This is a genomic window from Nonlabens ulvanivorans (assembly GCF_032922765.1).
GTDB classification, from domain to species: Bacteria; Bacteroidota; Bacteroidia; order Flavobacteriales; family Flavobacteriaceae; genus Nonlabens; species Nonlabens ulvanivorans.
This window is the reverse complement of the sequence record NZ_CP136694.1, coordinates 3,142,438-3,168,076: the sequence shown is the minus strand read 5'-3', so window position 1 is coordinate 3,168,076 and position 25,639 is coordinate 3,142,438. Positions and strand designations below refer to the sequence as shown.

Here is a 25,639-nt window from a genome sequence, read left to right as displayed (position 1 = left end):
CAATGTGTGGGGAGAGCAGGATTCGAACCTGCGAAGGTTTCCCAACGGAGTTACAGTCCGTCCTCGTTGGCCGCTTGAGTATCTCCCCAAAAGATCAATTAAGACCTAGTATTCTAAAGAGCCGATGGAGGGACTCGAACCCACGACCTGCTGATTACAAATCAGCTGCTCTAGCCAGCTGAGCTACATCGGCTTTTGACCAATTTTACTTGCGTAAAAAAGCCCGCTATTTCTAACGGACTGCAAATGTAAGAGTATTTTTTAATTCTCAAAATTTTTTTTGAAAAAAATTAATGAGAATTCTGTTTTTCTTTTCTTTTTTTGAGTTGGCGCTCTAGTGCATCGGAACATTCATCTATGCATTGCTCAAAGGACTTACATGTTTTTGAGGCAATTAGGTCTTCACCAGGAACAAACAACCTAACTTCAATTATTTTATTTTCAGGAGCAGAAGTTTTTTGAACTTTCATATAAACATCAGCATTTATTATCTTACTGTAAAAATGTTCAAGTTTATCTAATCGTTCTTGAATAAATTCTACAAGTTTAACGTCTGCATTAAAATTTACAGACTGCACATTTACCTTCATAAGCTATTTATTTAATTAATCCTTCTTTGAGCGCGGATGCGCGTTTTTATAAACCCCTTTCAACATTTTCATACTTGAATGGGTGTAAACCTGAGTAGAAGCAAGACTCGCATGACCTAACAACTCCTTAACAGCATTTAAATCAGCACCTTCATCTAAAAGATGTGTAGCGAAAGAATGCCTTAAAATATGCGGACTCGTTTTTACTTTCTCAGACACCTTACTAAAATACGATTTTATAATCCTATAAACAAGAACTGGATACAGTTTATACCCTTTACCCGTCAAAAACAATTCATTAAATCCGTTAACATTTATCAAATCACGCAACACCAAATATGACTCTAGTTTATTTGAAATAGAGTACAATAAGGGAATAATACGTTCTTTGTTACGTTTCCCCATCACTTTAATACTTCTTGTGGAGAGGCTAATATCTTGTAACTTTAAATTAATCAACTCTTCTCTCCTCATTCCGGTAACATAAAACAGCTCAATTAGCAATAAATCCCTAACTGTTTCAAAATCTAAAGAATCATAGGAGTTGTCTAGGATTTGTTGAACTTCTTTTTTTGAAAACGGAATTTGAACATTAATTGCAACCTTTAGACTCTTGTGTTGAGATAAAGGGTGAAAATCAATTTGCCCTGTCAATAATAAAAACTTATAATAACTCTTCAAGGATGCAACTTTACGATTGATGGTCCTCGTACTTAAGTCATCATCGAGCAAGTTACTTAACCAAGTTCTTATTAGAGGATATGACGCATTTTCTATCTCTATATCATATTCTTCCTTTAAAAAAGACTTCATTTGTTCTAAATCCTTTTTGTAAGCCACGACGGTATGACGAGAATATTTTTTCTCAAGAGATAAGTAATCGAAAAAGGATTGTAATGACATAAAAAAACCGCTAGAAAGTAAAATTAAGAATTTTACCACTAGCGGTCTTTATAAATTTAAGAAATACTAGATGTTTTCTGCATCTCTTAAGTGCTGTATGTAAGAAGCTTTTATTCTTTGAGCTCTTTTTGCAACAGATGGTTTAGTAAACTGCTGTCTTCTACGTAGTTCACGCATCTTCCCTGTACGATCAAATTTTCTTTTGAAACGCTTTAGGGCTCTATCGATATTTTCTCCGTCTTTAACTGGTATTATTAACATAGTGTCATCACCTCCTTTCTTTGGGATGGCAAAAATACATATTTATTTATAATTACAATACTTTTTATCAATTACACTTTCGCGACAGCGGTACAAAATGACACTAATTACTTTGCAGCTGGTTTATAATCCTTACCATCCATAACCATCTTTGCAATAATTTCACGCATGATTTCACTAGTACCTCCACCGATTGGACCTAAACGGCTATCTCTCCACATACGAGCGAGTGGATACTCTTCAATGTATCCATAACCACCCAGATATTGCAAACATTTATAAATAACCTCATCAGCGATTTTTGTAGAAACAAGCTTGGACATACTAGCTTCCTTAACTGGATACAAGCCTTGATCTAGTTGTTCAGAAATTGAATAATTGAAGTTTTTTGCCATTTCTACTTCACTATACATATCTGCCATGCCATGACGTAAGGCTTGAAACTTATCTATTGTGGTACCAAAGGCTGTTCGCTCTTTCATATACTGAGCCGTATATTCTAAAGCATATTCTGCTCTAGCATGCGCATTAATCCCCATAATTAAACGCTCCAAGGCAAAATGTTGCATGATATAAGGAAAACCTTTCCCTTCTTCTCCCATTAAATTCTCAGCAGGAATACGTACGTTGTCAAATCCTATTTCTCCAGTATCACTAGCTCTCCATCCCAGTTTATTCAATTTTGTAGCGCTTATACCTGGAGTATCCCTATCCATAACAAATATGGAAATTCCACGACCATTTGCTTCTGGATCTGTCTTTGCAGCGATAACTAGATAATCGCTATAAACGCCATTAGTAATAAAAGTTTTTGAACCATTAATCACGTAATGATCACCATCTTTAACCGCAGTAGTTCTCATTCCTGCAACATCACTACCTCCAAAAGGCTCTGTAATGCCTAAGCACCCTATTTTCTCTCCTGTTAAAGTTGGAACTAAGTATTCTTGTTTAATGCGTTCATCTCCTTCCTTAAGCAAGTGTTGCGCTCCTAGGAAAGCTTGAACCCACATCGCTGCTGCGAACCCACCAGAGTTGATGCGTTGCATTTCTTCAAGAAATATTACTGTGTAAAAGAAATCTAAATTTAAACCACCATATTCTTCTGGGTAGTACAAAGCAAAGTAGCCCATTTCACCCATTTTTTCAAAAATCTCTCGATCAATTTTACCCGTTTCTTCCCATCTATCGATATGAGGAACAGCCTCTTTATTGAGAAAATCTCTAAAACTCTGTCTGAAGACATTATGTTCTTCAGTAAAATATTTTGAATACATATAAAGTAGTTAAACTGTTGATTTAGTTAAGTGTCAAATATAGCTGAATTAGCTCTAATTTTTCTTCTGGAAACCTAGAGGTTAACACAACTTTATCCCAACTTTTAAAGCCATCCCTTAGCGTACGCTGTTTAATAAGTTCATCAACCAGATAGTCGTTAAAATAAGGAATACTTAACAATTCATCTTTACTTGCGTTATTAAGAGCAATTCTGTTTTGAGTAGAGGAAAGTGTGATGTAAAAATGTTTTTTTAGCTGGATCATAGTAGAATCAGTAAGACCGTAAACACCTCGCACCTGCTTCATATCTATAAAGCCCTTTAAAAATTCTCGCTCTTTAATGATTCTACCCGATAATGCTGGACCTATACCATAAACTGCCTTAAGCTCTTCTTGTGTAGCAGTGTTAATATCCTTGACAACAACCTTGCGTTCTTTGAACGGAACAAATTTGTTTTGCTTTTTAGAATTAGCAACCCATTTTGGAAATTTAAAATATGGACTAATACTATCTAGCCACTGATCTGAGACACCTGTTACATTTTGAAAATCTTTTTTGGAATTAATCCATTTATTGCTTTCGCGAAAGCGATGTAACCTTGCTAACTCCTCTTCACTAAGTCCCAACACATAACCTCGATAGTCTGTTATATAGTTGGGATTAAAAGGATAAATTTTGTTTCGTTTTGCAATCGCAACAGATTTCAAAGAATCTACTTGTCTTTGATATTCGCTCGTATCCTCTACAATAAGCGGTAGCGATGATCTACTATTTGAAAAAATGTAAATAGCAACAACTATAGACAAGACAATTATTAATACAAAAATCCCTCTTTGTTGTTTTCTATTAAACAAAAAGAGGGATTTAAATTTATTCATAATCTATGTAATTAATCTAGTGCTTTAGACTTTAATTTAATAGCACTCATATATCTATTAAGCTCTCTCTTAACCTTAGGTGCAAGAAGAACAATACCTATCATATTAGGTACCATCATTGAGAATATCATCGCGTCTGAAAAACCAATCACATTACCTAAACTAGCTGCCGAACCTATTACTACAAATACACAAAATAAAATTTTATAAGTATACTCAGTTCTAGTGGTTCTACCAAAAAGATATGCCCAAGCTTGATATCCGTAATAAGACCAAGATATCATAGTTGAAAATGCAAATAATACTACCGCTAGGGTTAGTACATATGGGAACCAGCTTATTACAGACTCAAAAGCTCCTGAGGTTAATAGAATAGCATCGGCATCGTTTAATCCGGCATTTTCTGCACTTACGTTACCCGTTATAATTAAAACCAAAGCAGTCATTGTACAAACTACCACGGTATCAATAAACGGTTCTAATAATGCCACTAGGCCTTCACTTGCCGCATATTTAGTTTTTACTGCAGAGTGTGCAATAGATGCACTACCTACACCAGCTTCATTTGAGAATGCTGCTCTACGGAAACCTTGTATTAAAACTCCTATGGCTCCACCAGCAACTCCTTCTGGGCTAAATGCTCCGTCAATAATTTGAGTAAATGCCTCACCAATCATATCAAAACGAGCAAAAATCACCCATAAAGATGCTCCTACATATATCACCACCATAAAAGGAACGATTTTATCAGTCACTTTGGCAATTGATTTAATTCCTCCGATGATTACAATACCTACAAATACTGCCATAAATAAACCAAAGGCCCATTTATAACCATATAAGAAGGATTCTGTTCCACCAGTGATATTCTCTACCATTTGAGCAGCTTGATTTGCTTGGAACATATTTCCACCACCAAAAGAACCACCAATACACATTATAGCAAACAAAACAGCTAAAACCTTACCTAGTCCGGCTAGCCCCATTGATTTTAATCCTTTAGTAAGATAATACATAGGTCCTCCATAGATAGTTCCATCAGGACCTACATCACGATACTTTACACCTAGCGTACATTCTACAAATTTAGACGCCATTCCTAAGAAACCAGCGACTATCATCCAGAAGGTTGCTCCAGCTCCACCTACCGATACTGCAACAGCAACACCAGCTATATTCCCTAAACCTACAGTGGCAGACAACGCTGCAGTTAATGCTTGAAAGTGAGAAACTTCTCCATCAGAGCTTTCATCTCTAATGGTATCTTTTATATCTCCGCCGTTTGATATCTCTTCACTGAATTCATCTATGTGATCTTCTATGTCATCTACGGTATTTATATCTACACCGTTTGCTATTCCATCTTCTCCATAAAGCTCCTCAGCACCAAACTTTTCTATATCTTCATATTTACCTCGCACTACTTGTATAGCTCTCCATACTCCGGTGAAGTTTATAAACTTAAAATAAAATGTGAAAAATAGTGCTCCTAGAATAAGTGGGAAAAGCACCCAGTAGATTTTTATTTCATCTGTAAAAGGAATTTGATAGAAGACTCCTTGAACATAATCTCCAGTTGCCCAACCAAAGGCATCATCAATCTTTTCATCTAATCCTTTCTCTGCAGCTTCCTGCGAAAAAACTAATGCAGGCATAATAAAAGCCAGCATTGATAAACATACTTTGTAAATACGTTTCATTATTTTTTGATTTAAATTTTGGTTAAGTCAGCAAGATGCACAAAAATCTTGCTTTTTAAAAATTTTAAAGGCACTTATGTTACCTCATTGTTAATTCGATAGACCTTTTGGAGATTTAATATTTGCTGTGTATTTCCTACAACTATGATTTTTGAACCAGCAGTAAGCATCATTTTAGGATCTGGATTGACGGTATAATTCCCATCTGCCGATTTATATCCTATGATTGTACATCCCGTTTTCTGTCTTAAATTAAGATCAATTATTGAACAATCTCCATTATCATCAAACATTTGCTCAAACGACACTTGTTCTAAATTTACTCCTTCATCACCACCATAACTCAAGTTATCCCAAAACTCAATCAAGTCTGGACTTACAATCAGTGAGGCCATATGCTCTCCACCTATTTTATCTGGTAAAATAACATTATCAGCACCTGCTAGTTTTAGTTTTTTATAACTTGTTTCTTCACTCGCACGAGAAATTATTTTTAACGACTTATTAAGTTGTCGAGCACTAAGTACCGTAAAAAGATTATCTGCATCATCAGGCAAAGCTGTTATAAGGGTGGAAGCTCTCTCTATTCCAGCTTTAATTAGAACCTCATCTTCATTTGCATTTCCTCTTAAAAACATATTGCTATCTAGCCCACAATCATCTATAACCTCTTGATTCTTCTCAATGATTATAAATTCTCTGTGATAATCTCTTAGCTTCTCAACGGCCTGTCTACCATTGCGACCATAACCACAAACTATAATATGATTCTCCATAGCATCTATATGTTTTTGTTTTCTTTTTTCTCTCATTTCTTTCAATGAACTACGTGATATTAAATACTCTGTAATAACAGACACCGCATAACCTACGATTACAACACTAAATAATAAGAGTAAAACAATAAAAATCTTAGTCTGTTCATTTGGAAGCTCTACCTCACGATAACCTACAGTTGAAATAGTTATTACTGTCATGTAAATAGCATCTACCCAAGAGAGACCTTGAATAAATTTAAATCCCAAAACACCTATAAGCAAGATGGTAATAAGTAAGGAAATCGCAACAGCTATTTTTGAACGCACGTGATTAAATTATTTTAGAGATCAAATACAGAGCTTCTTTTAACATACAGCATATCTTTGATTTTGAGCCAAAAGGCGATAATGAGATACACTCCAAAACCTGCTCCCAATGTTGCAAACGTGAAATAAATGAAGGTGATACGTACATTACGAGCACGCATTCCCATACGATCTGCAATACGAGTTGACACATAGAAACCGTACTTCTCCATGTAATGCCTTAAACCTGTAACTATTCCCATGTGGTAAATTTAATGATAAGCGATTAAATTATATACCTCAACTAGATTTATCTCTAAGGAGCGACACACCTATATCACAACTCAAACATTTATTAACATCACAGTAATGTGACTTTAATTGAAGTACGGCTTGCGATTCCAATGCATTATTAATTTCAGTTCGTTTTTTAAACTCACCGACTATAGTATTGGATTCAAATTTTAAGTCATACATCAATTGAAGTAACTCTTCGGTTTTATCCTTTCCGGCAAACTGTGCATGAGCAAATTTTACTGGCACAATACAATTTATAATTACCAAATCAATAAACGATGCTGTAAGTGATTTTTCTCTAAATACAGTTTCTTTATCAAAGACATGATGGGTATCCCAGTAAGAGGCCGATTTCACATCAAATAATTTGTGAATATCTTCTCTGGTTTTTGCAAGTAAAACTTCTCCGAAGAGATGTGGCGAGTTATGATAAAGCATGGCTAGTTGAGATATCCGTATCGTAGGATAATTTGCTGGCCTTAACCTGAAAAACTTCATAGGTATTAAAGCAGGCTGTAATTGAAATTTCGCTTTCGCGAAAGCGTATTCATCAACTAACAATTTATAATAACGATCCTTTTTAATATCATTAAGTAATCCTGCCTGACCTAAAAGCGTCGCTTCTAATTGAAACGCGTCTTTTGCAAGTTTGCGTACCGTAATTGAATCTATACTTTGTGCTAATTGTTCAAAACCATCGCCGTTAATTTTAGTTCCAAAACTTCTACATAATAATTGAAAAAATAAAGCTTCCCAATCGTTTTGGGTTTGTCTTAATATTCTATTTATATGAATACTGCGCTGTTCTAATCTTTCAAAAAACAACTTTTCAAACCATTGGGCTATTTTAAAACCATCTACCGCAGCTATGTCATTTTCACAGTTAATGAATTGATCTTTCTTAATCGCAAAAAGTTTTTGATAGTTCTTAACTAATGATTCTGGCACATATTTACTCACTTCTAGCACGGGTATGTTTATCTCATCACGACGAGTAATCTCTGCATCATGTATCCATACCACATGCAATATGACATTATCGTAAGCAGGATCATCATCATGACCATGCAAGTACCAGTCACTTGCTTTTACATGCATTTCCACATTTCCTGCCCATTCCTGACCATCGATTTCTAATCTACTGTTAAAAAAATCGGGACCTGAATGAAAATTGTGCATCCCTAGAGATTTAATAATAATACTTTTTCCTTCTGTTGTCTTGAGCTCTTGACCGCTTAGCTTTTTAAATTTCCAGAGATAATGAATAAAATCTTCTTGCATCAATTAAGTATTAAATAGTAAGCCGAAACAATACTTTTGAAAATATACATAAAAACACCTAAAAGTCAAATATTCACCTATTTTTATAGGAAATAACCTCAAAGCTAAACTATGAAAACACTCTTTACTTATCTATTTTTCTTGTCATCATTATTGGGGATTTCTCAAAACTCAGGAATCGAGAGCACTTTACCTATGGCGGTAAATAACATCATTGAAATTTGCCCAGGAGACACTATAGATTTCACGGCCATCGATGGCTCAAACTATATGTTTGAATGGGATTTTGGAAATTTAGGTAATCAAAATACTAGAGTTGTAAATCAACAATTTAACAATTCAGGTGCGTTCTTTGTACAACTACGTACTACTGATCAAAATTCTAATCCAGTAGGCACATCAGATTATGTAACCGTTGTGGTTTCTCCAGAACCAGTTTTAGACTATACTGCAACAGATACGCCTGTTTTATGTTTAGGAGATTCTATGGATATAACTACAACTTCACAAATAGATACAGTACTAACCTGTGATGATGCAGCTTTTGTAGCTGGTACAACTTTTTTACCTGATGGCAATGGCGCAAGTTACCAAAGTGTGATTATAATAGACTGCTTTCCAGATGGTGCTACTTTAGTAAACCCAGCAAACTTCCTAGGTGTATGTATGAACATGGAGCATTCTTACCTAGGTGACTTAAGAATTGAGTTAGTAGCTCCTAATGGTGTTGCTATTGATTTAAAATCAAGCAATTTTGGAGGAGGAACATTTCTAGGAGAGCCAATAGATGATGACTTTAATACAAATCCAGGCATAGGTTACGATTATTGTTTCACAAGCCAAGCTACCACCACTATGGTTGATGCAAGTGCAACAAACACTACAATTCCAGCTGGAGATTATGCTTCTCAATCTGCATTTACAGGCCTTACAGGAGTTCCCTTAAATGGTGTGTGGAGAGTTAGAATTACTGACAATCTAGTTTCAGACAACGGCTATATATTCAGCTGGTTTATGAAATTTGGAGTAGGCTTAGAATCAAATATCAATTACACTAACCCAACAATAATAAGTGAATCATGGTCTTCAAGTCCAGATATAACTTCTACAGGAACAAATCAAATTTCAATTACGCCTACACAGACAGGTTTGAATTGTTACGATTATACTACCACAGATAATAACGGCTGTACTTATACTGAACAATATTGTATAGATGTTCTTGATCCTCAAACAGATTTTGAAGCGGTTGATTTATACAGATATGATAGTGACGGAAATGGAACTGAAGATTTTAATCTTGATTTCAATACTTCAAGAATTATTGGTGGTTTAAACCCTATAACAACATCAGTTTTATACTACACAACTCTTGCAGATGCCCAATCACAGACCAATCCTATTGGAAGTACTAGTGCTTTTTCAAATACGACCAATCCACAAACTATTTATGCGAGAGTGGATAATGCAAATATGTTATGTTCAAATATTATTGTAAATTTTGACTTACTACTTACTACTCAACCGCTCACAGATACAGATAATGATGGAATACCTGATTTGAGTGAAGATTTAAATGGAAACGGAAATCTTAATGATGATGATACTGATGGAGACGGAATACCAAACTATCAAGATGATGACGATGATGGTGATGGTGTGCCTACCGCTATAGAGATAAGCGCTACTGGATATAGAATAGAAAACATTCCTTTTCTAGATACAGATGGAGATGGAATTGAGAACTATCTAGATGACGATGATGACGGAGATGGAGTTTTAACTATTAACGAAGACTACAATAACAATGGTGACCCAACAGATGATGATACAGATGGATCTGGAATCCCAGATTTTCTCGAAGCAAATGTTACTTTAAGTATTACAAATATTGAAAAAGATGGATTCAGTATCTATCCGAACCCATTAAACGGAAATGTTTTTTCCATTAACGTCTTAAATCAATACGGTCCTAACTATATTGAAGTATTAAATTTAAATGGCCGTTTAGTTTTAAGCAAAGAACTTGATCCTTCCTCAAATTCAATTACCCTAGAATTACCTCAACTATCAGCAGGAATGTATTTGGTTAGACTGAATAGAAACCGCTCATTGACCTATAAATTGATTAAGAGATAATACTTAATCTCATTAAAAAAGAAAGCCCCAAAATCTATATTAGATTTTGGGGCTTTCTTGAGTTAATTGAATTCTTATTTATCATCTTCTGGATAAGAACCATCTTGATTGATGTATCCTTTTTCCATCATCCACTCATCGTTAAAAAACTTCCCTACATAACGACTACCATGATCATGGAATAAGATTACTACCACATCATCTTTAGTAAAGCCATGCTCCTTATGAATTTGTTTTAAACCTTTAATGGCTGCTCCGGCGCTGTTTCCTAAAAACATTCCTTCTTCTTTTGCCAGTCTTCTAGTGTAAACAGCGGCATCTTTATCAGTCACTTTAGTAAAACCATCTATGACTTCAAAACGTACATTAAGCGGTAAAATGTCTTCACCTATCCCTTCGGTCACATAAGAATGAATTTCATTCTCATCAAAAATTCCCGTCTCGTGATATTTTTTAAAAACTGAACCATAGGTATCTATTCCCCAAATCTTAACATTGGGATTTTGTAACTTTAAATAAGTTCCTACACCAGATATGGTTCCTCCAGTTCCTACACCTACTACAAAGTGAGTCACCTTACCTTCGGTTTGTTTCCATATCTCTGGACCTGTACTTTGATAATGAGCCTTACAATTAGACGGGTTATCATATTGATTCACATACCAAGAATTAGGAATCTCCTCACTCAATCTTTTACTGGTAGAATAATAAGAACGTGGATCATCTGGCTCTACGTTAGTTGGGCACACGTGAACTTCAGCTCCTACAGCACGTAGGATATCCATTTTTTCCTTAGACTGCTTATCTGCAAGAACGCATATAAGCTTGTAACCCTTCATTATAGCGGCTAGGGCAAGTCCCATTCCTGTATTACCACTAGTTCCTTCTATGATAGTACCACCTGGTTGTAATCTTCCATCAGCCTCTGCGTCTTCAATCATTGTTAAAGCCATGCGATCTTTTACAGAATTCCCTGGATTAAAAGTTTCATACTTTGCAAGTACAAGACATGGTAAGTCCTCTACTAGTTTATTCATCTTAACTAGAGGTGTATTACCTATCGTACCTAATATATTTTCTACGTATTCCATATTCCTATTTGAAATGCAAAAATAATGTTTTGCATAAGTTCTTAGACCTCAATAGCCTTATTGATTTGTTAATTGATTTTAATGACGCTTTCGCGGAAGCGAAATAAAAAGAAAACTATCCTCTTAAATAGCTGATTACTCAAATCTCATCGCCTTAACGGGTGATATTTTACTTATAATAAACGAAGGTATTATGAGAACTAATAAACACAATATAAACGTCCCTAAATTAAGAACAATCACATGCCAAAGTGATAGATAAACTGGCGCCTCAGTGACATAATAGGTTGATGGATCTAAAGTAAATGGACTAAAGAAATATTGAATACCTATCAGCCCTAGACCGATAACATTCCCTATAACGAGTCCTTGTAAAATCAGGCTCATCGCATTATATAAAAAGATTTTGCGGACTAGCCAGTTACCAGCACCTAGTGCTTTTAATATACCTATCATACGTGTGCGATCTAATATAAGAACCAGTAATGCGGTGATCATATTTATGATACCTACGATAAGAATAATCGCTATAATACCATAAACATTAGAATCTAATAATGCAAGCCATGAGAAAATGGTTGGATATTGCTGTTTTATGGTTTGACTGTTTAATAGCGAGTCAGTGTTTTGAAATATCTTTATACCTAATTGATCTAGATTATCAAAGTCATCGATAAAGACTTCAAATTTTCCAATTTGGTCATTTTCCCATTTATTAATTTTTTGAATATGCCTTATATCACCTATAATAAATTTAGTATCGTACTCTTCTAGACCGCTATCATAAATTCCTGAAACAATAAACGCTCTAGGGATTGAAGGGTTTCCATTTTTAGATCCATTGGGTTTTATAAAATAAGTCTTTGCTTTATCACCAACTTTAAGTCGCAACCTGCGTGCGATGTCATCAGAAATAAGAATTTCCTTAGAAGCATTTTTAGAAGTGAGGTCGGGTAATTTTCCTTCTATTAAAAAATCTTGAAAATAAGACCAATCATAATCGGTACCTACACCTTTAAGAATGATACCTTCAAAATCTTTTTCGGTTCTAATCATTCCACCTAATGTGGCCACTGCTTGCACGTGTACTACCTCTGGAACAGATTCAAACTCTGGATAAAAAACTTGATTTATAGAGATAGGTTTTACAGTTGTAATAGAGTTATTGCGGTCATAAAGGGAAATACTGACGTGTCCATTAAAGGCACTCACTTTTTCTTTTATCTTTTTTTGCAGCCCAACACCAGTAGCAATGGCTATTAACATCACTATCACTCCTATCGCGATTGCTGCAATTGCAATTTTTATAATCGGTGCACTTACGCTATTTTTATAGGCGGCACTACTTTGCACTCTTTTTGCTATGAAATACTCTAAATTCACTTATTCTTTTATGATTTTCAAATATACCATATTAGCTATCGCTTTAACCATGATTTCTTGCGATGCAAAAATCAATCATAAAAATAAAACGACTGCTAAGGCTGAAAAAGTATCTGATTCTTTAGTTGCTAGTCGCAAAGTGATACAATCTAAAAATGCTTTAGAAAACCAACCTACTCCTGCCGCAGACAACATACAACAGTGGATCGCCTTATTTAAAGGACGCAATGTTGCTGTTGTAAGCAATCAAACTAGCGTGGTAAGATCGAGTGTAAAAAACAATAAAACTAACTGGGATGAACCTGAGGTTGTTACCTACACACATTTAGTAGACACCTTATTAAGTCGTGGTGTACTAGTCAAAAAAGTTTTTGCACCAGAGCATGGTTTCCGAGGTACGGCAGATGCTGGTGCGAGCATAAAAGATGGAATCGATTCAAAAACTGGACTACCTATCATCTCTCTATACGGTTCTAATAAAAAACCTACTGAAGAACAACTTGCAGATGTTGACATTGTCATTTTTGATATACAGGATGTAGGAGCAAGATTCTACACATATATCTCTACGTTGCACTATGTAATGGAAGCCTGCTCCAGGCTAGATAAAAAAGTAGTGGTATTAGACAGACCTAACCCAAATGGACATTATGTCGACGGACCTATCTTAGAACCTGCGCACAAAAGTTTTGTAGGTATGCATCCAGTGCCTGTTGTACATGGTATGACGATAGGTGAGTATGCGCAAATGATTAATGGAGAGAGATGGCTAGAATATGGCTTAAAATGTGACCTGATGGTATTGAAAATGAACAATTATCGAAGAACAGATTATTATTCTTTACCTATAAAACCTTCTCCCAACTTACCTAACGATCAAGCCATAAACCTTTATCCTAGTTTATGTTTTTTTGAAGGAACAGACATTAGTGTAGGTCGTGGTACTGAAATGCAGTTTCAGGTGTATGGATCACCTGTACTTGCAAAATACAGAGACTTTTCTTTTACGCCTACACCTAACGAAGGAGCAAAAAGACCATTGCATAACGGGAAGAAATGTTTCGGCGTAGATTTGAGAAGCTACCCAAAACTTGATCAAATAAATCTAGATTTTTTAATTGACGCTTACGCGAAAGCGCCTTCAAAAAAGAACTTTTTTAATTCATTTTTCACCAATCTAGCCGGTACAGAAAACTTGCAAAAACAAATTGAAGCGGGAATGACCGCTAGCGAGATAAGAGCTAGTTGGGAAAATGACCTAAAAGCTTATGACGTGATGAGGCAACCATACTTATTGTACTAACTTATAATTATTACTTATGAAATCTTTTTTTGAAATTGAGGCCTATCAAGAATTACAAGAACGTATTGATAATATAACCATAGATAGCAATGCGCAATGGGGAAAGATGAATGGTTCACAAATGCTAAACCACTGTCAGGCGCCTATAAAAATCGCGTTAGGTAAATCAGATGTCACCATGAAATCTAACTGGCTGATTAAAGTCCTATTTAAAAAAATGATGTACAGTCCAAAGCCATTTAAGAAAAACGCACCTACACCACCACAGTTTAGAAGTTTAGGGGACTATGATTTTAATATAGAAAAAATAGAATTACAGAAATGGATGAATGAGTTGTGGGAAGATCGCAATAATGAGAATCGTGTGCCGCATCCTGTTTTTGGTGATTTTACTAAAGATCAATGGGGCATCATGCAATGGAAACACTTAAACCATCACTTTGAACAGTTTGGTGTTTAAAAAGTGTAAGTTTTATACTTATTCTCTAACCATATATAAGTAAGTCTTCTCTTTTAGATGTTGTACGATCATGTATTCCTCAGACACTTGAATTATAGCATACATTCTATTCTCTTCAGCATCAGGCTTTATGAATACTAGTTCTTGAGTATCCATATCGATTTGATATTTTTCTACAGTTTGTATACCTGAAATACCTAAAGCAACCTCTTCTTCTGTTATAAAATTAAAGGTTATCATCATACCTATCATCTCATACATTCCACCACCTTCAACACCTTCTGCCGCTTTTACCTCTTGCACCTTCCACTTACCCAATAAAAATTCTGTTTTAAATGATTGTAAGGCATATTTATCCTCAGTTAGATAACTATAAGTTTTTTGATTTTTGAAGTCTCCTTTTGCAAATAACAATCTCGCATTTCCAGATTCCATTCTAGCCGTTCCATCGTCCAGCAAAATAAATTTATCACCTTTATCTAAAAGCAAAGTATCGCCAGATTTAGTATAACTAGACTCTTGTACTTCACCCATAAACTGCATCTGATAAATTTCAGTATCTAGTATTTCAAGTTTCATCTCTTGAAACATATTAGTTACTAACCTGATTTTTTCTTCATCAATACTTTCCATAGCGCTACGGTCCAATTCTTTAAAAGACCATAAACCTATATAATCCAAGGACTCTTGGGCTACAGAAACAAATGAAACCGTAAATAGCAAAAAACAGATAATTAACTTCATTATATAAGGTATGTATTAATAAATATTCAAATAAAGATAGTACAAATAAAACAGCTCTTTGAAATCATTTCAAAGGGCTGTTTTATTTACTCATTAAGCATTTGCCACAAGCGATCTTTCAATTCTTGCATATGGTATTGCGAGAGTGAAGAAATGAACATATAAGGCGCGCCATCAAAAGCACCTTCTTCATCAAGGCCTTCTTTCATTTGCTCCATTAATTCTTCATCCAGCATATCGGCTTTTGAAATACAGACAAATCTATTTTTATCAAGCAATTCTGGATTGTATTTTTTCAATTCCCGTAACAGGATATCATACTCTGCACTGATATCATCTGAATCTGCAGGAATAAGAAATAATAAAGTAGAATTACGTTCTATGTGTCTTAAAAAACGATGCCCAAGACCTTTTCCGTCTGCTGCGCCTTCAATAATTCCAGGTATATCTGCAATTACAAATGATTTAAAATCACGGTATTCTACAATTCCAAGATTAGGTTTTAAAGTAGTAAACTCATAATTAGCAATCTTAGGTTTTGCACTAGTAATTACAGAAAGTAATGTTGATTTTCCGGCATTAGGAAATCCTACCAGACCAACATCTGCCAGTACTTTCATTTCAAATACAGCATCTAGAGATGTACCTTCCATACCTTGCTGTGCATAACGAGGCGTTTGTCTAGTAGAGCTTTTAAAATGCCAGTTACCACGACCGCCTTTACCACCTTCACAGATTACAAATTCTGCTCCATCTTCAAGCATTTCATAAATCACGTTACCGGTTTCAGAATCTTTAACAACTGTTCCTAGTGGTAAATCGATATATACATCATCTCCATCTTCACCAGTACGTCGCTGCTTTGCTCCATTTCCACCTTGAGCAGATTTAAAGTGACGTTTATACTTAAAATGATATAATGTCCATAAGTTCTTGCTACCACGCAAGATTATATGACCACCACGACCACCATCACCACCATCTGGACCACCTTTATCGATGTACTTTTCTCTGTGCAAGTGCGTGCTTCCTTTACCGCCGCGACCTGACTCAAGATGTACTTTAGTATAGTCTACAAAATTTCCTTCGGTCATTGTTTTTTATCTAATGTCTGATAACGGTTCATCGTCATCAGTTAATTGTTTGTATGTTACTCTTGCAAAACTCGTTGTTACCTACTATAAGAGTAGAAACATCAAGGTTATAATTTAAAACACCTAAACCTTCCGTTTATTTAACTTCAGTTTTTATAGCCTTAAAGCTTATCAAACTCCACACTTAATCGAGCTGTTATTTCATCTAGTGCTCCTACACCATCTACTCCATGATACTTATCTTGTGCTGTATAGTAATCTTTAAGTGGCGCTGTTTGCTTGTAATAGACAGCGATACGATCTCTTATCACACCTTCATTTGCATCATCTGCTCTACCGCTTGCTTTTCCTCTTTCTAATAATCTTTCAACTAGAACTTCATCATCTACTTCTAGCGCAACCATACCGGCAATCTCAGATCCTTTTGAAGCTAATAATTCATCTAATGCCTTTGCTTGCGCATCAGTTCTAGGAAAACCATCAAAAATAAATCCTGCTGCATCTGGTGTTTTTTCCACCTCAGCGTTAAGCATTTTAATGGTTACTTCATCTGGCACTAGGTTTCCTTTATCCATGAAGGATTTTGCAAGTGTTCCTAATTCTGTTCCATTTTTGATGTTATAACGAAACACGTCTCCTGTAGAGATATGAACTAGTCCGTATTTTTCTTTTAAACGTTCTGCTTGGGTTCCTTTTCCGGCTCCTGGAGGACCGAATAAAACAATGTTTTTCATGCGTTGTGTTTGTACGTAAAGTTCAGGCAAATTGCGCCCTAAATTATCATAATCCATGCCGTATCCCACGACAAATTTGTTCTCAATATTTAAACCCACAAAATCGATTTTCAATTCTCGATTATAAACTTCTGGCTTTAAAAATAGCGTCGCTACATGTAAAGCAGTAGGATTGTGTTTTAGCAGCTTTCGCGAAAGCATGTCAACAGTTAATCCTGTATCTACAATATCTTCTACGATGACAACTGTTCTATCGGTAAGGTCTATATCAACATTTAAAGTCTCTACCAACTCACCAGTGGAAGATGTCCCTTCATAACTAGAAGCTCTTAAAAAAGCAATCTCACAATCATGATTAAACTTGCGTGTCAAGTCTGCCATGACCATGTAACTACCATTGAGTATTCCTAAAAAGACGGGCTTTTTATCTGCAAGATCTCTATTGAGCTGGTATGCGAGGTTGTTAACGGCATCGCTTATTTGAGTTGCCGTTAGAAAAGGTTTGAAATAGAGGTCGTGAATCTTAATCACTTCTTAAATATTTTATGCAAAGATAGTATTTAGTAGGCAGTTGACAGCCGCTGTTGATAGTGCTTCTTCATGTCATTTGATATTGTTGTTCAAATTCATCTTCAAGTTCAAGTTCAAGTTCAATTTATCCTCTTATTTTTGCCTAATGATCACACCACTTTTTTCTTCACCGTTTACGCTTGGGATTCTGGGCGGCGGACAACTAGGTAAAATGATGTTATACACTACGCGTAAATGGGATATCGCCACTTATGTGATGGATAAAGATGATACAGCACCTGCTTTTGAAGGTTGTACTGTCTTTTTTGAAGGAGATATTATGGACTATCAGGCCGTGATGGAGTTTGGCGAACAAGTCGATGTGTTAACTATTGAAATAGAAAACGTCAATGTGCAAGCACTTCAGGATTTAGAAGATAAAGGTATCGCGGTTTCTCCCAGTGCTCGTGTATTGAACTTAATTAGAAATAAAGCGGTTCAAAAACAATTTTATCTAGATAGCAATATTCCTACGGCTCCATTTCAAATTCATGAACAACCAATTTTAAATCATGGGAAGAACTATCCATTCATATGGAAAAGTGCTGAAGGTGGCTATGATGGTAAAGGTGTAAAAGTAATCCGTCAAGATAGCGACCTTACCGACTTGCCTAAGGTGGAATGTATCTATGAAGATATGATCGATTTTGAGCTGGAACTTGCTGTAATAGTCGCTCGTAATGCTAGTGGAGATATGAAAACTTATCCTGTGGTAGAGATGGAATTTCACCCAGAAGCTAATCAGGTAGAATATGTAATATGCCCAGCACGTATAGATGATGCCGTTTCTGAAAAAGCTCGTGCTATTGCTCTAGAAGTAAGTGCTGCTTATGACCATGTAGGCCTACTAGCTGTAGAAATGTTCTTAACTAAAAATGGAGACATTCTAGTAAATGAAGTGGCACCTAGACCACATAATTCTGGTCATTATTCTATAGAAGGCTCTGTAACAGATCAGTTTGAACAACACGTGCGTTGTGTACTCGACTTACCTTTAGGAAATACAGATAGTACTGTTGCTGCTGTTATGGTCAACTTAGTAGGTGAAGAAGGTCATACTGGGAATGTCATTTATGATGGTATAGAAGATATTCTAGCCATGCCTGGTGTGACACCTCACATTTATGGTAAAAAACAAACCAGACCTTTTAGAAAAATGGGTCATGTTACTGTGGTAGATAAAGATGTCGCTGTCGCACGTGAAATTGCTGCACAGGTTAAAGATCGAATTAAGGTTGTTGCTGAGGATTGATTTGACAATGTGAAAATATGGTAATTGCTTTTCTTAATTGCTATCTTAAAAAATTATCTTTTTATTACTGATTGCAGCTTCAATTACTTTAAGTCCAATAAAGTGAAGAATATCATTCTTTTCTATTGTTCTGATGTTTTTTCATTTTCCAGTAACCATAAATCGCAAAGCCGATTATAACGGTCACAACTAAACAAATAACATATTCAGCACCAGGAGCAAAACCTTCTGCAAGTCGGCTAGTTGTTTTAAAACGAGATGATTGAAACATTATAAAAGTTAAGCCCATACTTCTATATTCAGCATTCCAAATCCCCTACGGTGTGCTTGCACTCACCTGCATTACTTTACCGTTATAGAACTTATTTCCTGTAAGGGCAAAATTCATGATATAGTCTGCCATTTCTGAAGCCGTGAGTGGTGCTTTATATCCGGGAAAGGCTTCTTCTAGCATCTCTGTTTGTACGGCTCCTAGGGCAAGTGTATTGAATGATGGTCCGTTTTCTTTATATTCTTCGGCAAGAAGTTCAAAAAGAGTGATTACGGCCGCTTTTGCACTTGAATAAGCGGCAAGACCAGGAAACTTTGCACTACCTTGAATTCCACCCATGGAGCTAATAGCAACAACATGAGAATCCTTAGTCATTACTGGCAATAACTTTTGCGTTAACGATGCAACACCAAAAACATTTACCGCATAACAGTTCTGAAAATCTAATGGAGTTAATTCTTCAAAGGGTTTATTCACGAGCATACCTGCGTTATGAATCAAGATATCTATGTGCTCCCATTTTGCTAGAATAGCTTTTGCAGATTCAGTTATACTTTCTTCACTTGTTAGATCACAAGATAAGGACATGATACTATTGCGCTCTAAGGCTTCTATGGAACTTGTTTTTCGCGAAAGCGTTATAACATGATGCCCAGCACCAGCTAATAATTGTGCTAGTTCAAATCCAATACCGCGACTGGTACCTGTAACAACGATATTTTTACTCATTTGCCATCATTTTAAGACGTTCATTATTTAGTACAGCCATGATACCAGGCATTAATGCATCCACTACACCAGCCATATGTGGAGCGTTTACTTCTGATACTTCATCACCAGGCTGGTGATAGTATTTAAAATTAGTGAAGTCAAACGTACTGAAAGTTTGTGCCGGTACTTGAAATTCATTGAAAAATGGATAATTATCTGATCGCATGAATAGATTATACTCTACTGCTTTATCTAACTTACCAGTTACTAATCTATTATTATTTGCAGCATTAAAAACACTAGCCATGTTGGACTTATCATGTCCAGTGATGTAAGCTATATATTCACGACCTACCATAGGTGTACCTATCATCTCAAAGTTGAGCATAGCTACTACATTTTCTTTTTCGGCTTTCATACGTTTTGCAAGATGTTTAGAACCTAGAAGTCCCTTTTCCTCTGCAGAGAATAATGCAAAAACGACAGTTCTTCTATTAAAATCAACTTGTTTTAACGCTTGCGCAATTGCTAAAACACTTGCTGTTCCTGTAGCATTATCATTTGCACCATTTGCAAGACTGTCACCAGCTACCGCTTTCATAAAACCTATATGATCGTAGTGTGCACCTATTACTACTATTTCATCTTTTAAAACACCATCTGTACCTGGCAACATACCTACTACATTAAAAGCTTGAGCACCTTTTGCATCAAAATCATCAAAGAAGTCACCTTTATACGGTTGTAGACCTATTTCATGTAATCGGTTTTGTAGATACTTAGCAGCTGCAAGAATACCGTCTGAACCGGTATCACGACCTTCTAAATCATCACTTGCAAGAAAAGCTACATCTGCTGCAATTTGAGATGCATTTGCTTTCGGTATTTTAACCTTAGGTAAAACTTCAGACATAGTACCTGTTGCTTTTTCTAACTTAGCCACCTTATTGCCCTGACTACCACAGCTAGCAATAAGAACTGCTGCCGATAGTATAAGTACGATTCTTTTCATAGTATAATTTTAAAGTTTAAATATAGGTATTTTGTGATGTATGGTTAGTTAGGTTAAAAGGTATTTTAATGAAAATGAGTAACAATCATTTCAATCCTAGAAACAAAAAAGCCGAATCTCAAGATTCGGCTTTTCCATAAATATTAGTTGATGTTATACATACATCACTATAGGGTTTTCTATATACGATTTAAACGTCTGTAAAAATGCTGCACCTGTTGCACCATCTACCGTTCTATGATCACATGCCAGTGTAATTTTCATCACATTACCTACTACAATCTGACCATTCTTCACGACTGGCTTTTGCACAATAGCTCCTACAGACATGATTGCACTATTAGGCTGATTAATGATTGAAGTAAACTCTGTAATACCAAACATACCTAAGTTAGAAATTGTAAATGTACTTCCTTGCATTTCTGCAGGTTGTAATTTTTTATTACGTGCCTTACCAGCAAGCTCTCTTACTTTTGCTCCTATTTGTTGCATACTCATCTGATCTGCAAATGGCAATACAGGAACAAGAAGTCCATCATCTACCGCTACAGCAACACCAACGTGAATATGCTTTGCAATAATTGTATTTTTATCAGTCCACTGTGTATTTACTTTAGGATGTAATCTTAACGCCATTGCTGCCGCTTTAATTACCATATCGTTAAAGCTGATTTTAGTGTCCGGCAATTCATTAATAGCTTTTCTACTAGCAATTGCATTATCCATATCTAAATCTAGACCTAGATAGTAATGTGGTGCAGTAAACTTAGACTCACCCAAACGCTTTGCAATCGTTTTGCGCATTTGTGAATTAGGAACTTCTTCAAAAGTTTCTGTACCAACCGCAACAAATGAACTAGCAGAAGCACTTCCACCTGCACTAGGCTTAAAGTTCTCTATATCGCTTTTTACTATACGTCCATTTTCACCAGAACCAGAAACCTGATTAAGATCAATTCCCTTGTCCTCAGCCATTTTCTTAGCAAGTGGAGAAGCAAAAATTCTTCCTGAAGAGTTTGAACTTGAATTTGAGCTGGTGTTTGAACTCGATGAAGCTAGAGTTGACACCTTAGAAGTTTCTTTTTTCTCTTCTTTCTTAACTTCTTTTTTCTCTTCTTTTTTAGGAGCAGCCGCTTTTGCGCTCGCATCGATATTTATTCCAGAAACATCTGTACCTGCAGGACCAATGATTGCTAACAAGGCATCAACCTTTGCCGTTTCACCTTCTTGAATTCCTATTTTTAATAACGTACCTGCATTGAAAGATTCAAATTCCATGGTAGCTTTGTCGGTCTCAATCTCTGCAAGAATATCACCTTCTTCAACAGCATCACCTTCAGCTTTTAACCATGATGCTACCGTTCCTTCTTCCATAGTATCACTAAGGCGAGGCATATTTATAATGATTACGCCTTCAGGAAGTTCATTATCAGAATTAGATTCTTTACTAGAAGAAGTCTTTGACTCATCAGACTCTTCTTTTTCAGCAGCTGCGTCATTAGAGGCAGTACTAGCTTCTCCACTAAGCAGTCCAGAGATATCTTCTCCTTCTTCACCTATGATACAAAGCAACTGATCTACTGGAGCCGTTTCTCCTTCTTGAACACCTATATGTAATAAAACACCTTCTTGGAATGATTCAAATTCCATAGTTGCTTTATCGGTTTCAATTTCAGCAAGGATGTCACCTTCTTCAACCTTATCACCTACGTTTTTCAACCACGCTGCAACTACACCTTCTTCCATGGTGTCGCTCAATCGTGGCATGTTTACAATCTCTGCCATGAATTATAATTTTGATGGTAAAAATGGATAATCTTCTTGCTCATAAACAGCGTCATACATAACGCTTTTATCTGGGTAAGGAGAGTCCTCAGCAAACTTCTCACATTCTGCAACGCGAGATTTTACTCTTTTCCCCATTTCTTTTATCTCTTCCTCAGTAACACCGTGATCTTTCATCAATCGGTCTTTTATTTGAGTAATAGGATCTATTTTTTGATATTCAGCTACTTCATCTTTGGTACGATAGTGCTGTGCATCACTCATCGAGTGACCTCTATATCTATATGTTTTTAATTCTAAGAAAGTTGGTCCACCACCTGAACGAGCTCTTTCTATTGCTTCAGACATTGCTTCTGCAACTTTTTCTGGATCCATCGCATCTACAGGTCCACATGGCATTTCATAACCTAAACCTAATTTCCAAATATCAGTATGGTTTGCTGTTCTTTCAACACTTGTACCCATCGCATACCCATTGTTTTCCACACAGAAAACTACCGGTAAATTCCATAACATTGCTAGATTGAAAGCCTCATGTAAAGAACCTTGACGTGCTGCGCCATCACCAAAAAAGGTCAGTGTTACCGCATCTACATTATGGTATTTATCACCAAAGGCAATTCCAGCACCTAAAGGAATTTGTCCTCCTACAATACCGTGACCACCATAGAAACGATGCTCTTTTGAAAAAATATGCATTGATCCACCTAATCCTTGTGAGGTACCCGTTGCTTTTCCATAAAGCTCTGCCATGACTCTTTTAGGATCTACTCCCATACCTATAGGTTGCACGTGATTACGATAAGCAGTGATCATTTTATCCTTAGTAAGGTCCATCGCGTGCAGAGAACCGGCAAGAATTGCTTCTTGTCCATTGTAAAGGTGAAGGAATCCACGAACTTTCTGTTGTATGTAAACTTGTGCTAGTTTATCTTCAAACTTTCTCCAGAAAAGCATCTCCTCATACCAATTGAGAAGTACGTCTTTAGTGACTTTTTTCATTTAAGTGGTTGTTTTAAGTGCGCTTTCGCGAAAGCGAATTAATACAACAATAGTACTACTTAACTTTCACAGCTCAAAGCAAAAATAGACCAAAAAAGGGTAATGAAAAACCTATTGAAGGGTTAAAAATGTCCGAAAACGTTATAGATAGCTCTTATCAAAGATAAGTGGTAGTAAATCTTTAAGAGAATCTGACTTTACAATAGTGCCTGAAGCTCCCATAAAATATATAGGAATAGAATCTTGTTGCCTGTTTTCATACTCTGCAATAGCCTGTCTACAAGCACCGCATGGTGGTACAGGAACAGTAAGAGAATCATCAATGGGACTTGCTGTAAGCGCCATCATTTTAATCGCCACGCCAGGATATTGAGCACCTGCTGCATAGATAGCTACTCGCTCTGCACAAAGGCCTGATGGGTAAGCGGCATTTTCTTGATTATTTCCTGTAACAACTTTTCCATTCTCAAGTAAAATCGCGCACCCTACCGTAAAATTTGAATATGGGGCATATGCATTATGACGTGCTGTAATGGATTGCTGCATTAAAGACTGCACGTTACCATCAAGCTCAGACATATCATCGTAAGCCTCTAGCGTAGTATGGATTTCTATTTTTTTCAAATGATCTAGTATTCTGTATACTCGTCTCCAAAATTGAAGGTCAAGCCAAATCTAAGTGTACCTTCTAAAGGACTTCTTACACGACTAGTAGAGAACAAGTAAGATAAATCGATACCGATTGAAGAAAACTCAAATCCTGCGCCCATGGCTAGAAATTTACGAGCTCCTTTATCATCTGCTTCATTAAAATAACCTGCTCTTAACGCAAAACTGTCGTCATAAGTATACTCTGCGCTTAATGCCCATGTAAATTCTCTAAGCTCTTCACTAAAACCACCTGGTGCATCACCAAAAGATTGAAAAATACCATTAATAAAAGTTACATCGTCATCTTGTCCTGAGATAATCTCGCGAGAAACACCATTATTATTATCATCACCATCTTCCCTTATCGGTGGTGTAGGAACTAAAAGTTTATTAACCTCAGCAGTTACTCCTATCTTACTAAAACCGTCATTAAGGATAAAATCGAATCCACCACCTAATGCAAGATTGGTTGGTATGAAATTTTCTTGTCCACCTTCATCGTAAGAAACTTTAGGACCGATGTTAGAGATATTAAATCCACCTCTCCAGCGTCCATTAAAATCTGCCAGAGCTAATTCTTCTGATTGATAATAACCAGATATATCAACACCAAAGCTATTTGCTGCGCTTGCATCACTATCCACACCTTGTATTCTCAAATCGCTTCTTAAAAAACGACCTGTTACTGCAAGTGCAAATTGCTCAGAAAGTTTCAATGAATAGGTACCATCTAATACGAACTCGTTAGGACTTTCTTCACGTCCAGGATCATTTTGATCTTGTCTTAAAGTAATACTTCCTAAACTGAAGTATCTTAAACTACCTGCAAAGGCACTATTATCATTAATACGATTTGCATAAACTAATTGCGCAATCGCAATATCGTTCACTAGATTCCCTAAATAAGGAGTGTATGCAACCCCAAATTTATGCTCTCGTAACCCGAATGCATATTTGGATGGATTCCATTGTTGGGACCATGCATCTGGGCTGGTGGCAACACCCATATCACCTAAACCAGCAGAACGTGCATCACCAGCAATTCTTAAAAATGGTAGTGCTGTGGTTATTACTCTTGTATCGTTATCTTGAGCGTTACTTATGCTAGGCACCGCTAAAACTAAAGCGATAAATACTAAAAAAACTTTTTTCATCAATGCTTATTAATCTGAAACAAATATATG

25 protein-coding genes and 2 tRNA genes are annotated in these 25,639 nt (G+C 36.1%); 4 read left to right on the top strand and 23 right to left on the bottom strand.

Features of this window, described 5'->3' with window-relative positions:
• Positions 1-7 precede the first annotated feature (7 nt).
• The 11 genes from R1T42_RS14280 to R1T42_RS14230 form a co-directional block, all read right to left on the bottom strand.
• Positions 8-88, bottom strand: a tRNA-Tyr gene (locus tag R1T42_RS14280).
• Positions 89-119: 31 nt separating this feature from the next.
• A tRNA-Thr gene (locus R1T42_RS14275) sits at positions 120-193 on the bottom strand.
• 97 nt (positions 194-290) lie between these two features.
• A complete protein-coding gene (gene hpf, locus R1T42_RS14270; protein ID WP_042245895.1) occupies positions 291-590 on the bottom strand; it encodes a ribosome hibernation-promoting factor, HPF/YfiA family in 300 nt (99 codons plus the stop codon).
• 15 nt (positions 591-605) lie between these two features.
• The gene (locus R1T42_RS14265) at positions 606-1,493 is read right to left on the bottom strand and encodes a tyrosine-type recombinase/integrase (RefSeq protein WP_317290801.1); all 888 of its coding nucleotides are present in this window, start codon (positions 1,491-1,493) and stop codon (positions 606-608) included.
• Between the two features lie 66 nt (positions 1,494-1,559).
• The gene (gene rpsU, locus R1T42_RS14260) at positions 1,560-1,754 is read right to left on the bottom strand and encodes a 30S ribosomal protein S21 (protein ID WP_036582246.1); all 195 of its coding nucleotides are present in this window, start codon (positions 1,752-1,754) and stop codon (positions 1,560-1,562) included.
• A gap of 107 nt (positions 1,755-1,861) precedes the next feature.
• Positions 1,862-3,031 (bottom strand): acyl-CoA dehydrogenase family protein, encoded by a 1,170-nt coding sequence (locus R1T42_RS14255; protein WP_036582249.1) that lies wholly within the window; start codon positions 3,029-3,031, stop codon positions 1,862-1,864.
• 22 nt (positions 3,032-3,053) lie between these two features.
• Entirely contained in the window at positions 3,054-3,911 is an 858-nt protein-coding gene (locus tag R1T42_RS14250) for a helix-hairpin-helix domain-containing protein (protein ID WP_317290800.1), read from the bottom strand.
• An 11-nt stretch (positions 3,912-3,922) separates the two neighbouring features.
• Positions 3,923-5,602 (bottom strand): alanine/glycine:cation symporter family protein, encoded by a 1,680-nt coding sequence (locus tag R1T42_RS14245; protein ID WP_394805724.1) that lies wholly within the window; start codon positions 5,600-5,602, stop codon positions 3,923-3,925.
• A gap of 83 nt (positions 5,603-5,685) precedes the next feature.
• Positions 5,686-6,696, bottom strand: a complete 1,011-nt coding sequence (locus R1T42_RS14240) for a potassium channel family protein (RefSeq protein WP_317290798.1) — start codon at positions 6,694-6,696, stop codon at positions 5,686-5,688.
• A 14-nt stretch (positions 6,697-6,710) separates the two neighbouring features.
• A complete protein-coding gene (locus tag R1T42_RS14235; protein WP_036582257.1) occupies positions 6,711-6,938 on the bottom strand; it encodes a PspC family transcriptional regulator in 228 nt (75 codons plus the stop codon).
• A gap of 37 nt (positions 6,939-6,975) precedes the next feature.
• Complete coding sequence (locus R1T42_RS14230; protein WP_317290797.1) at positions 6,976-8,253, bottom strand: DUF2851 family protein; 1,278 nt, start codon at positions 8,251-8,253, stop codon at positions 6,976-6,978.
• A 111-nt stretch (positions 8,254-8,364) separates the two neighbouring features.
• Here R1T42_RS14230 and R1T42_RS14225 point away from each other — a divergent pair, with 111 nt between their 5' ends.
• Positions 8,365-10,392 (top strand): T9SS type A sorting domain-containing protein, encoded by a 2,028-nt coding sequence (locus R1T42_RS14225; protein WP_317290796.1) that lies wholly within the window; start codon positions 8,365-8,367, stop codon positions 10,390-10,392.
• A 74-nt stretch (positions 10,393-10,466) separates the two neighbouring features.
• Here the strand turns inward: R1T42_RS14225 and R1T42_RS14220 are convergent, their stop codons facing one another.
• Complete coding sequence (locus R1T42_RS14220) at positions 10,467-11,483, bottom strand: PLP-dependent cysteine synthase family protein (RefSeq protein WP_317290795.1); 1,017 nt, start codon at positions 11,481-11,483, stop codon at positions 10,467-10,469.
• 135 nt (positions 11,484-11,618) lie between these two features.
• Entirely contained in the window at positions 11,619-12,866 is a 1,248-nt protein-coding gene (locus tag R1T42_RS14215; protein ID WP_317290794.1) for an ABC transporter permease, read from the bottom strand.
• Between R1T42_RS14215 and R1T42_RS14210 the strand changes: the two genes are divergently transcribed.
• Both R1T42_RS14210 and R1T42_RS14205 read left to right on the top strand, forming a co-directional pair.
• Positions 12,847-14,169, top strand: coding sequence for an exo-beta-N-acetylmuramidase NamZ family protein (locus R1T42_RS14210; protein ID WP_317290793.1), 1,323 nt, complete (start codon positions 12,847-12,849; stop codon positions 14,167-14,169). The genes R1T42_RS14215 and R1T42_RS14210 overlap by 20 nt on opposite strands.
• A gap of 16 nt (positions 14,170-14,185) precedes the next feature.
• Positions 14,186-14,629: a DUF1569 domain-containing protein gene (locus tag R1T42_RS14205; RefSeq protein WP_317290792.1), complete on the top strand. Its 444-nt coding sequence runs from the start codon at positions 14,186-14,188 to the stop codon at positions 14,627-14,629.
• A gap of 18 nt (positions 14,630-14,647) precedes the next feature.
• Here R1T42_RS14205 and R1T42_RS14200 read toward each other — a convergent pair whose 3' ends face one another.
• From R1T42_RS14200 to R1T42_RS14190, 3 genes are all read right to left on the bottom strand, one after another.
• Complete coding sequence (locus tag R1T42_RS14200; protein WP_317290791.1) at positions 14,648-15,373, bottom strand: hypothetical protein; 726 nt, start codon at positions 15,371-15,373, stop codon at positions 14,648-14,650.
• Between the two features lie 86 nt (positions 15,374-15,459).
• Entirely contained in the window at positions 15,460-16,467 is a 1,008-nt protein-coding gene (obgE, locus tag R1T42_RS14195) for a GTPase ObgE (RefSeq protein ID WP_317290790.1), read from the bottom strand.
• 161 nt (positions 16,468-16,628) lie between these two features.
• Positions 16,629-17,732: an adenylate kinase gene (locus R1T42_RS14190; protein WP_006796873.1), complete on the bottom strand. Its 1,104-nt coding sequence runs from the start codon at positions 17,730-17,732 to the stop codon at positions 16,629-16,631.
• A 145-nt stretch (positions 17,733-17,877) separates the two neighbouring features.
• Here R1T42_RS14190 and R1T42_RS14185 point away from each other — a divergent pair, with 145 nt between their 5' ends.
• Positions 17,878-19,023, top strand: coding sequence for a 5-(carboxyamino)imidazole ribonucleotide synthase (locus tag R1T42_RS14185; protein WP_317290789.1), 1,146 nt, complete (start codon positions 17,878-17,880; stop codon positions 19,021-19,023).
• Between the two features lie 112 nt (positions 19,024-19,135).
• On the opposite strand, the gene R1T42_RS14180 is transcribed toward R1T42_RS14185, so the two are convergent.
• The 7 genes from R1T42_RS14180 to porV form a co-directional block, all read right to left on the bottom strand.
• Positions 19,136-19,294, bottom strand: a complete 159-nt coding sequence (locus R1T42_RS14180) for a hypothetical protein (protein WP_160165395.1) — start codon at positions 19,292-19,294, stop codon at positions 19,136-19,138.
• A 45-nt stretch (positions 19,295-19,339) separates the two neighbouring features.
• The gene (locus R1T42_RS14175; protein ID WP_317290788.1) at positions 19,340-20,023 is read right to left on the bottom strand and encodes an SDR family NAD(P)-dependent oxidoreductase; all 684 of its coding nucleotides are present in this window, start codon (positions 20,021-20,023) and stop codon (positions 19,340-19,342) included.
• Positions 20,016-21,017, bottom strand: a complete 1,002-nt coding sequence (locus tag R1T42_RS14170; RefSeq protein WP_317290787.1) for a M20/M25/M40 family metallo-hydrolase — start codon at positions 21,015-21,017, stop codon at positions 20,016-20,018. The genes R1T42_RS14175 and R1T42_RS14170 overlap by 8 nt, the downstream gene beginning before the upstream one ends.
• A gap of 153 nt (positions 21,018-21,170) precedes the next feature.
• Complete coding sequence (locus tag R1T42_RS14165) at positions 21,171-22,802, bottom strand: pyruvate dehydrogenase complex dihydrolipoamide acetyltransferase (protein ID WP_317290786.1); 1,632 nt, start codon at positions 22,800-22,802, stop codon at positions 21,171-21,173.
• A 3-nt stretch (positions 22,803-22,805) separates the two neighbouring features.
• Complete coding sequence (gene pdhA, locus R1T42_RS14160; protein WP_036582284.1) at positions 22,806-23,804, bottom strand: pyruvate dehydrogenase (acetyl-transferring) E1 component subunit alpha; 999 nt, start codon at positions 23,802-23,804, stop codon at positions 22,806-22,808.
• A gap of 141 nt (positions 23,805-23,945) precedes the next feature.
• Positions 23,946-24,428: a cytidine deaminase gene (gene cdd / locus R1T42_RS14155; RefSeq protein ID WP_317290785.1), complete on the bottom strand. Its 483-nt coding sequence runs from the start codon at positions 24,426-24,428 to the stop codon at positions 23,946-23,948.
• Between the two features lie 5 nt (positions 24,429-24,433).
• Positions 24,434-25,609 carry a type IX secretion system outer membrane channel protein PorV gene (gene porV, locus R1T42_RS14150; RefSeq protein ID WP_036582290.1) on the bottom strand — a complete coding sequence of 392 codons (1,176 nt, stop codon included), beginning with the start codon at positions 25,607-25,609 and terminating at the stop codon, positions 24,434-24,436.
• Positions 25,610-25,639 lie beyond the last annotated feature (30 nt).

Bases quoted from the DNA above. Each gene is read 5' to 3' on its own strand.
- hpf (WP_042245895.1), bottom strand. From the start codon at position 590: ATGAAGGTAAATGTGCAGTCTGTAAATTTTAATGCAGACGTTAAACTT.
- R1T42_RS14265 (WP_317290801.1), bottom strand. From the start codon at position 1,493: ATGTCATTACAATCCTTTTTCGATTACTTATCTCTTGAGAAAAAATAT.
- rpsU (WP_036582246.1), bottom strand. From the start codon at position 1,754: ATGTTAATAATACCAGTTAAAGACGGAGAAAATATCGATAGAGCCCTA.
- R1T42_RS14255 (WP_036582249.1), bottom strand. From the start codon at position 3,031: ATGTATTCAAAATATTTTACTGAAGAACATAATGTCTTCAGACAGAGT.
- R1T42_RS14250 (WP_317290800.1), bottom strand. From the start codon at position 3,911: ATGAATAAATTTAAATCCCTCTTTTTGTTTAATAGAAAACAACAAAGA.
- R1T42_RS14235 (WP_036582257.1), bottom strand. From the start codon at position 6,938: ATGGGAATAGTTACAGGTTTAAGGCATTACATGGAGAAGTACGGTTTC.
- R1T42_RS14230 (WP_317290797.1), bottom strand. From the start codon at position 8,253: ATGCAAGAAGATTTTATTCATTATCTCTGGAAATTTAAAAAGCTAAGC.
- R1T42_RS14225 (WP_317290796.1), top strand. From the start codon at position 8,365: ATGAAAACACTCTTTACTTATCTATTTTTCTTGTCATCATTATTGGGG.
- R1T42_RS14220 (WP_317290795.1), bottom strand. From the start codon at position 11,483: ATGGAATACGTAGAAAATATATTAGGTACGATAGGTAATACACCTCTA.
- R1T42_RS14210 (WP_317290793.1), top strand. From the start codon at position 12,847: ATGAAATACTCTAAATTCACTTATTCTTTTATGATTTTCAAATATACC.
- R1T42_RS14205 (WP_317290792.1), top strand. From the start codon at position 14,186: ATGAAATCTTTTTTTGAAATTGAGGCCTATCAAGAATTACAAGAACGT.
- R1T42_RS14200 (WP_317290791.1), bottom strand. From the start codon at position 15,373: ATGAAGTTAATTATCTGTTTTTTGCTATTTACGGTTTCATTTGTTTCT.
- obgE (WP_317290790.1), bottom strand. From the start codon at position 16,467: ATGACCGAAGGAAATTTTGTAGACTATACTAAAGTACATCTTGAGTCA.
- R1T42_RS14185 (WP_317290789.1), top strand. From the start codon at position 17,878: ATGATCACACCACTTTTTTCTTCACCGTTTACGCTTGGGATTCTGGGC.
- R1T42_RS14180 (WP_160165395.1), bottom strand. From the start codon at position 19,294: ATGTTTCAATCATCTCGTTTTAAAACAACTAGCCGACTTGCAGAAGGT.
- R1T42_RS14175 (WP_317290788.1), bottom strand. From the start codon at position 20,023: ATGAGTAAAAATATCGTTGTTACAGGTACCAGTCGCGGTATTGGATTT.
- R1T42_RS14170 (WP_317290787.1), bottom strand. From the start codon at position 21,017: ATGAAAAGAATCGTACTTATACTATCGGCAGCAGTTCTTATTGCTAGC.
- R1T42_RS14165 (WP_317290786.1), bottom strand. From the start codon at position 22,802: ATGGCAGAGATTGTAAACATGCCACGATTGAGCGACACCATGGAAGAA.
- pdhA (WP_036582284.1), bottom strand. From the start codon at position 23,804: ATGAAAAAAGTCACTAAAGACGTACTTCTCAATTGGTATGAGGAGATG.
- porV (WP_036582290.1), bottom strand. From the start codon at position 25,609: ATGAAAAAAGTTTTTTTAGTATTTATCGCTTTAGTTTTAGCGGTGCCT.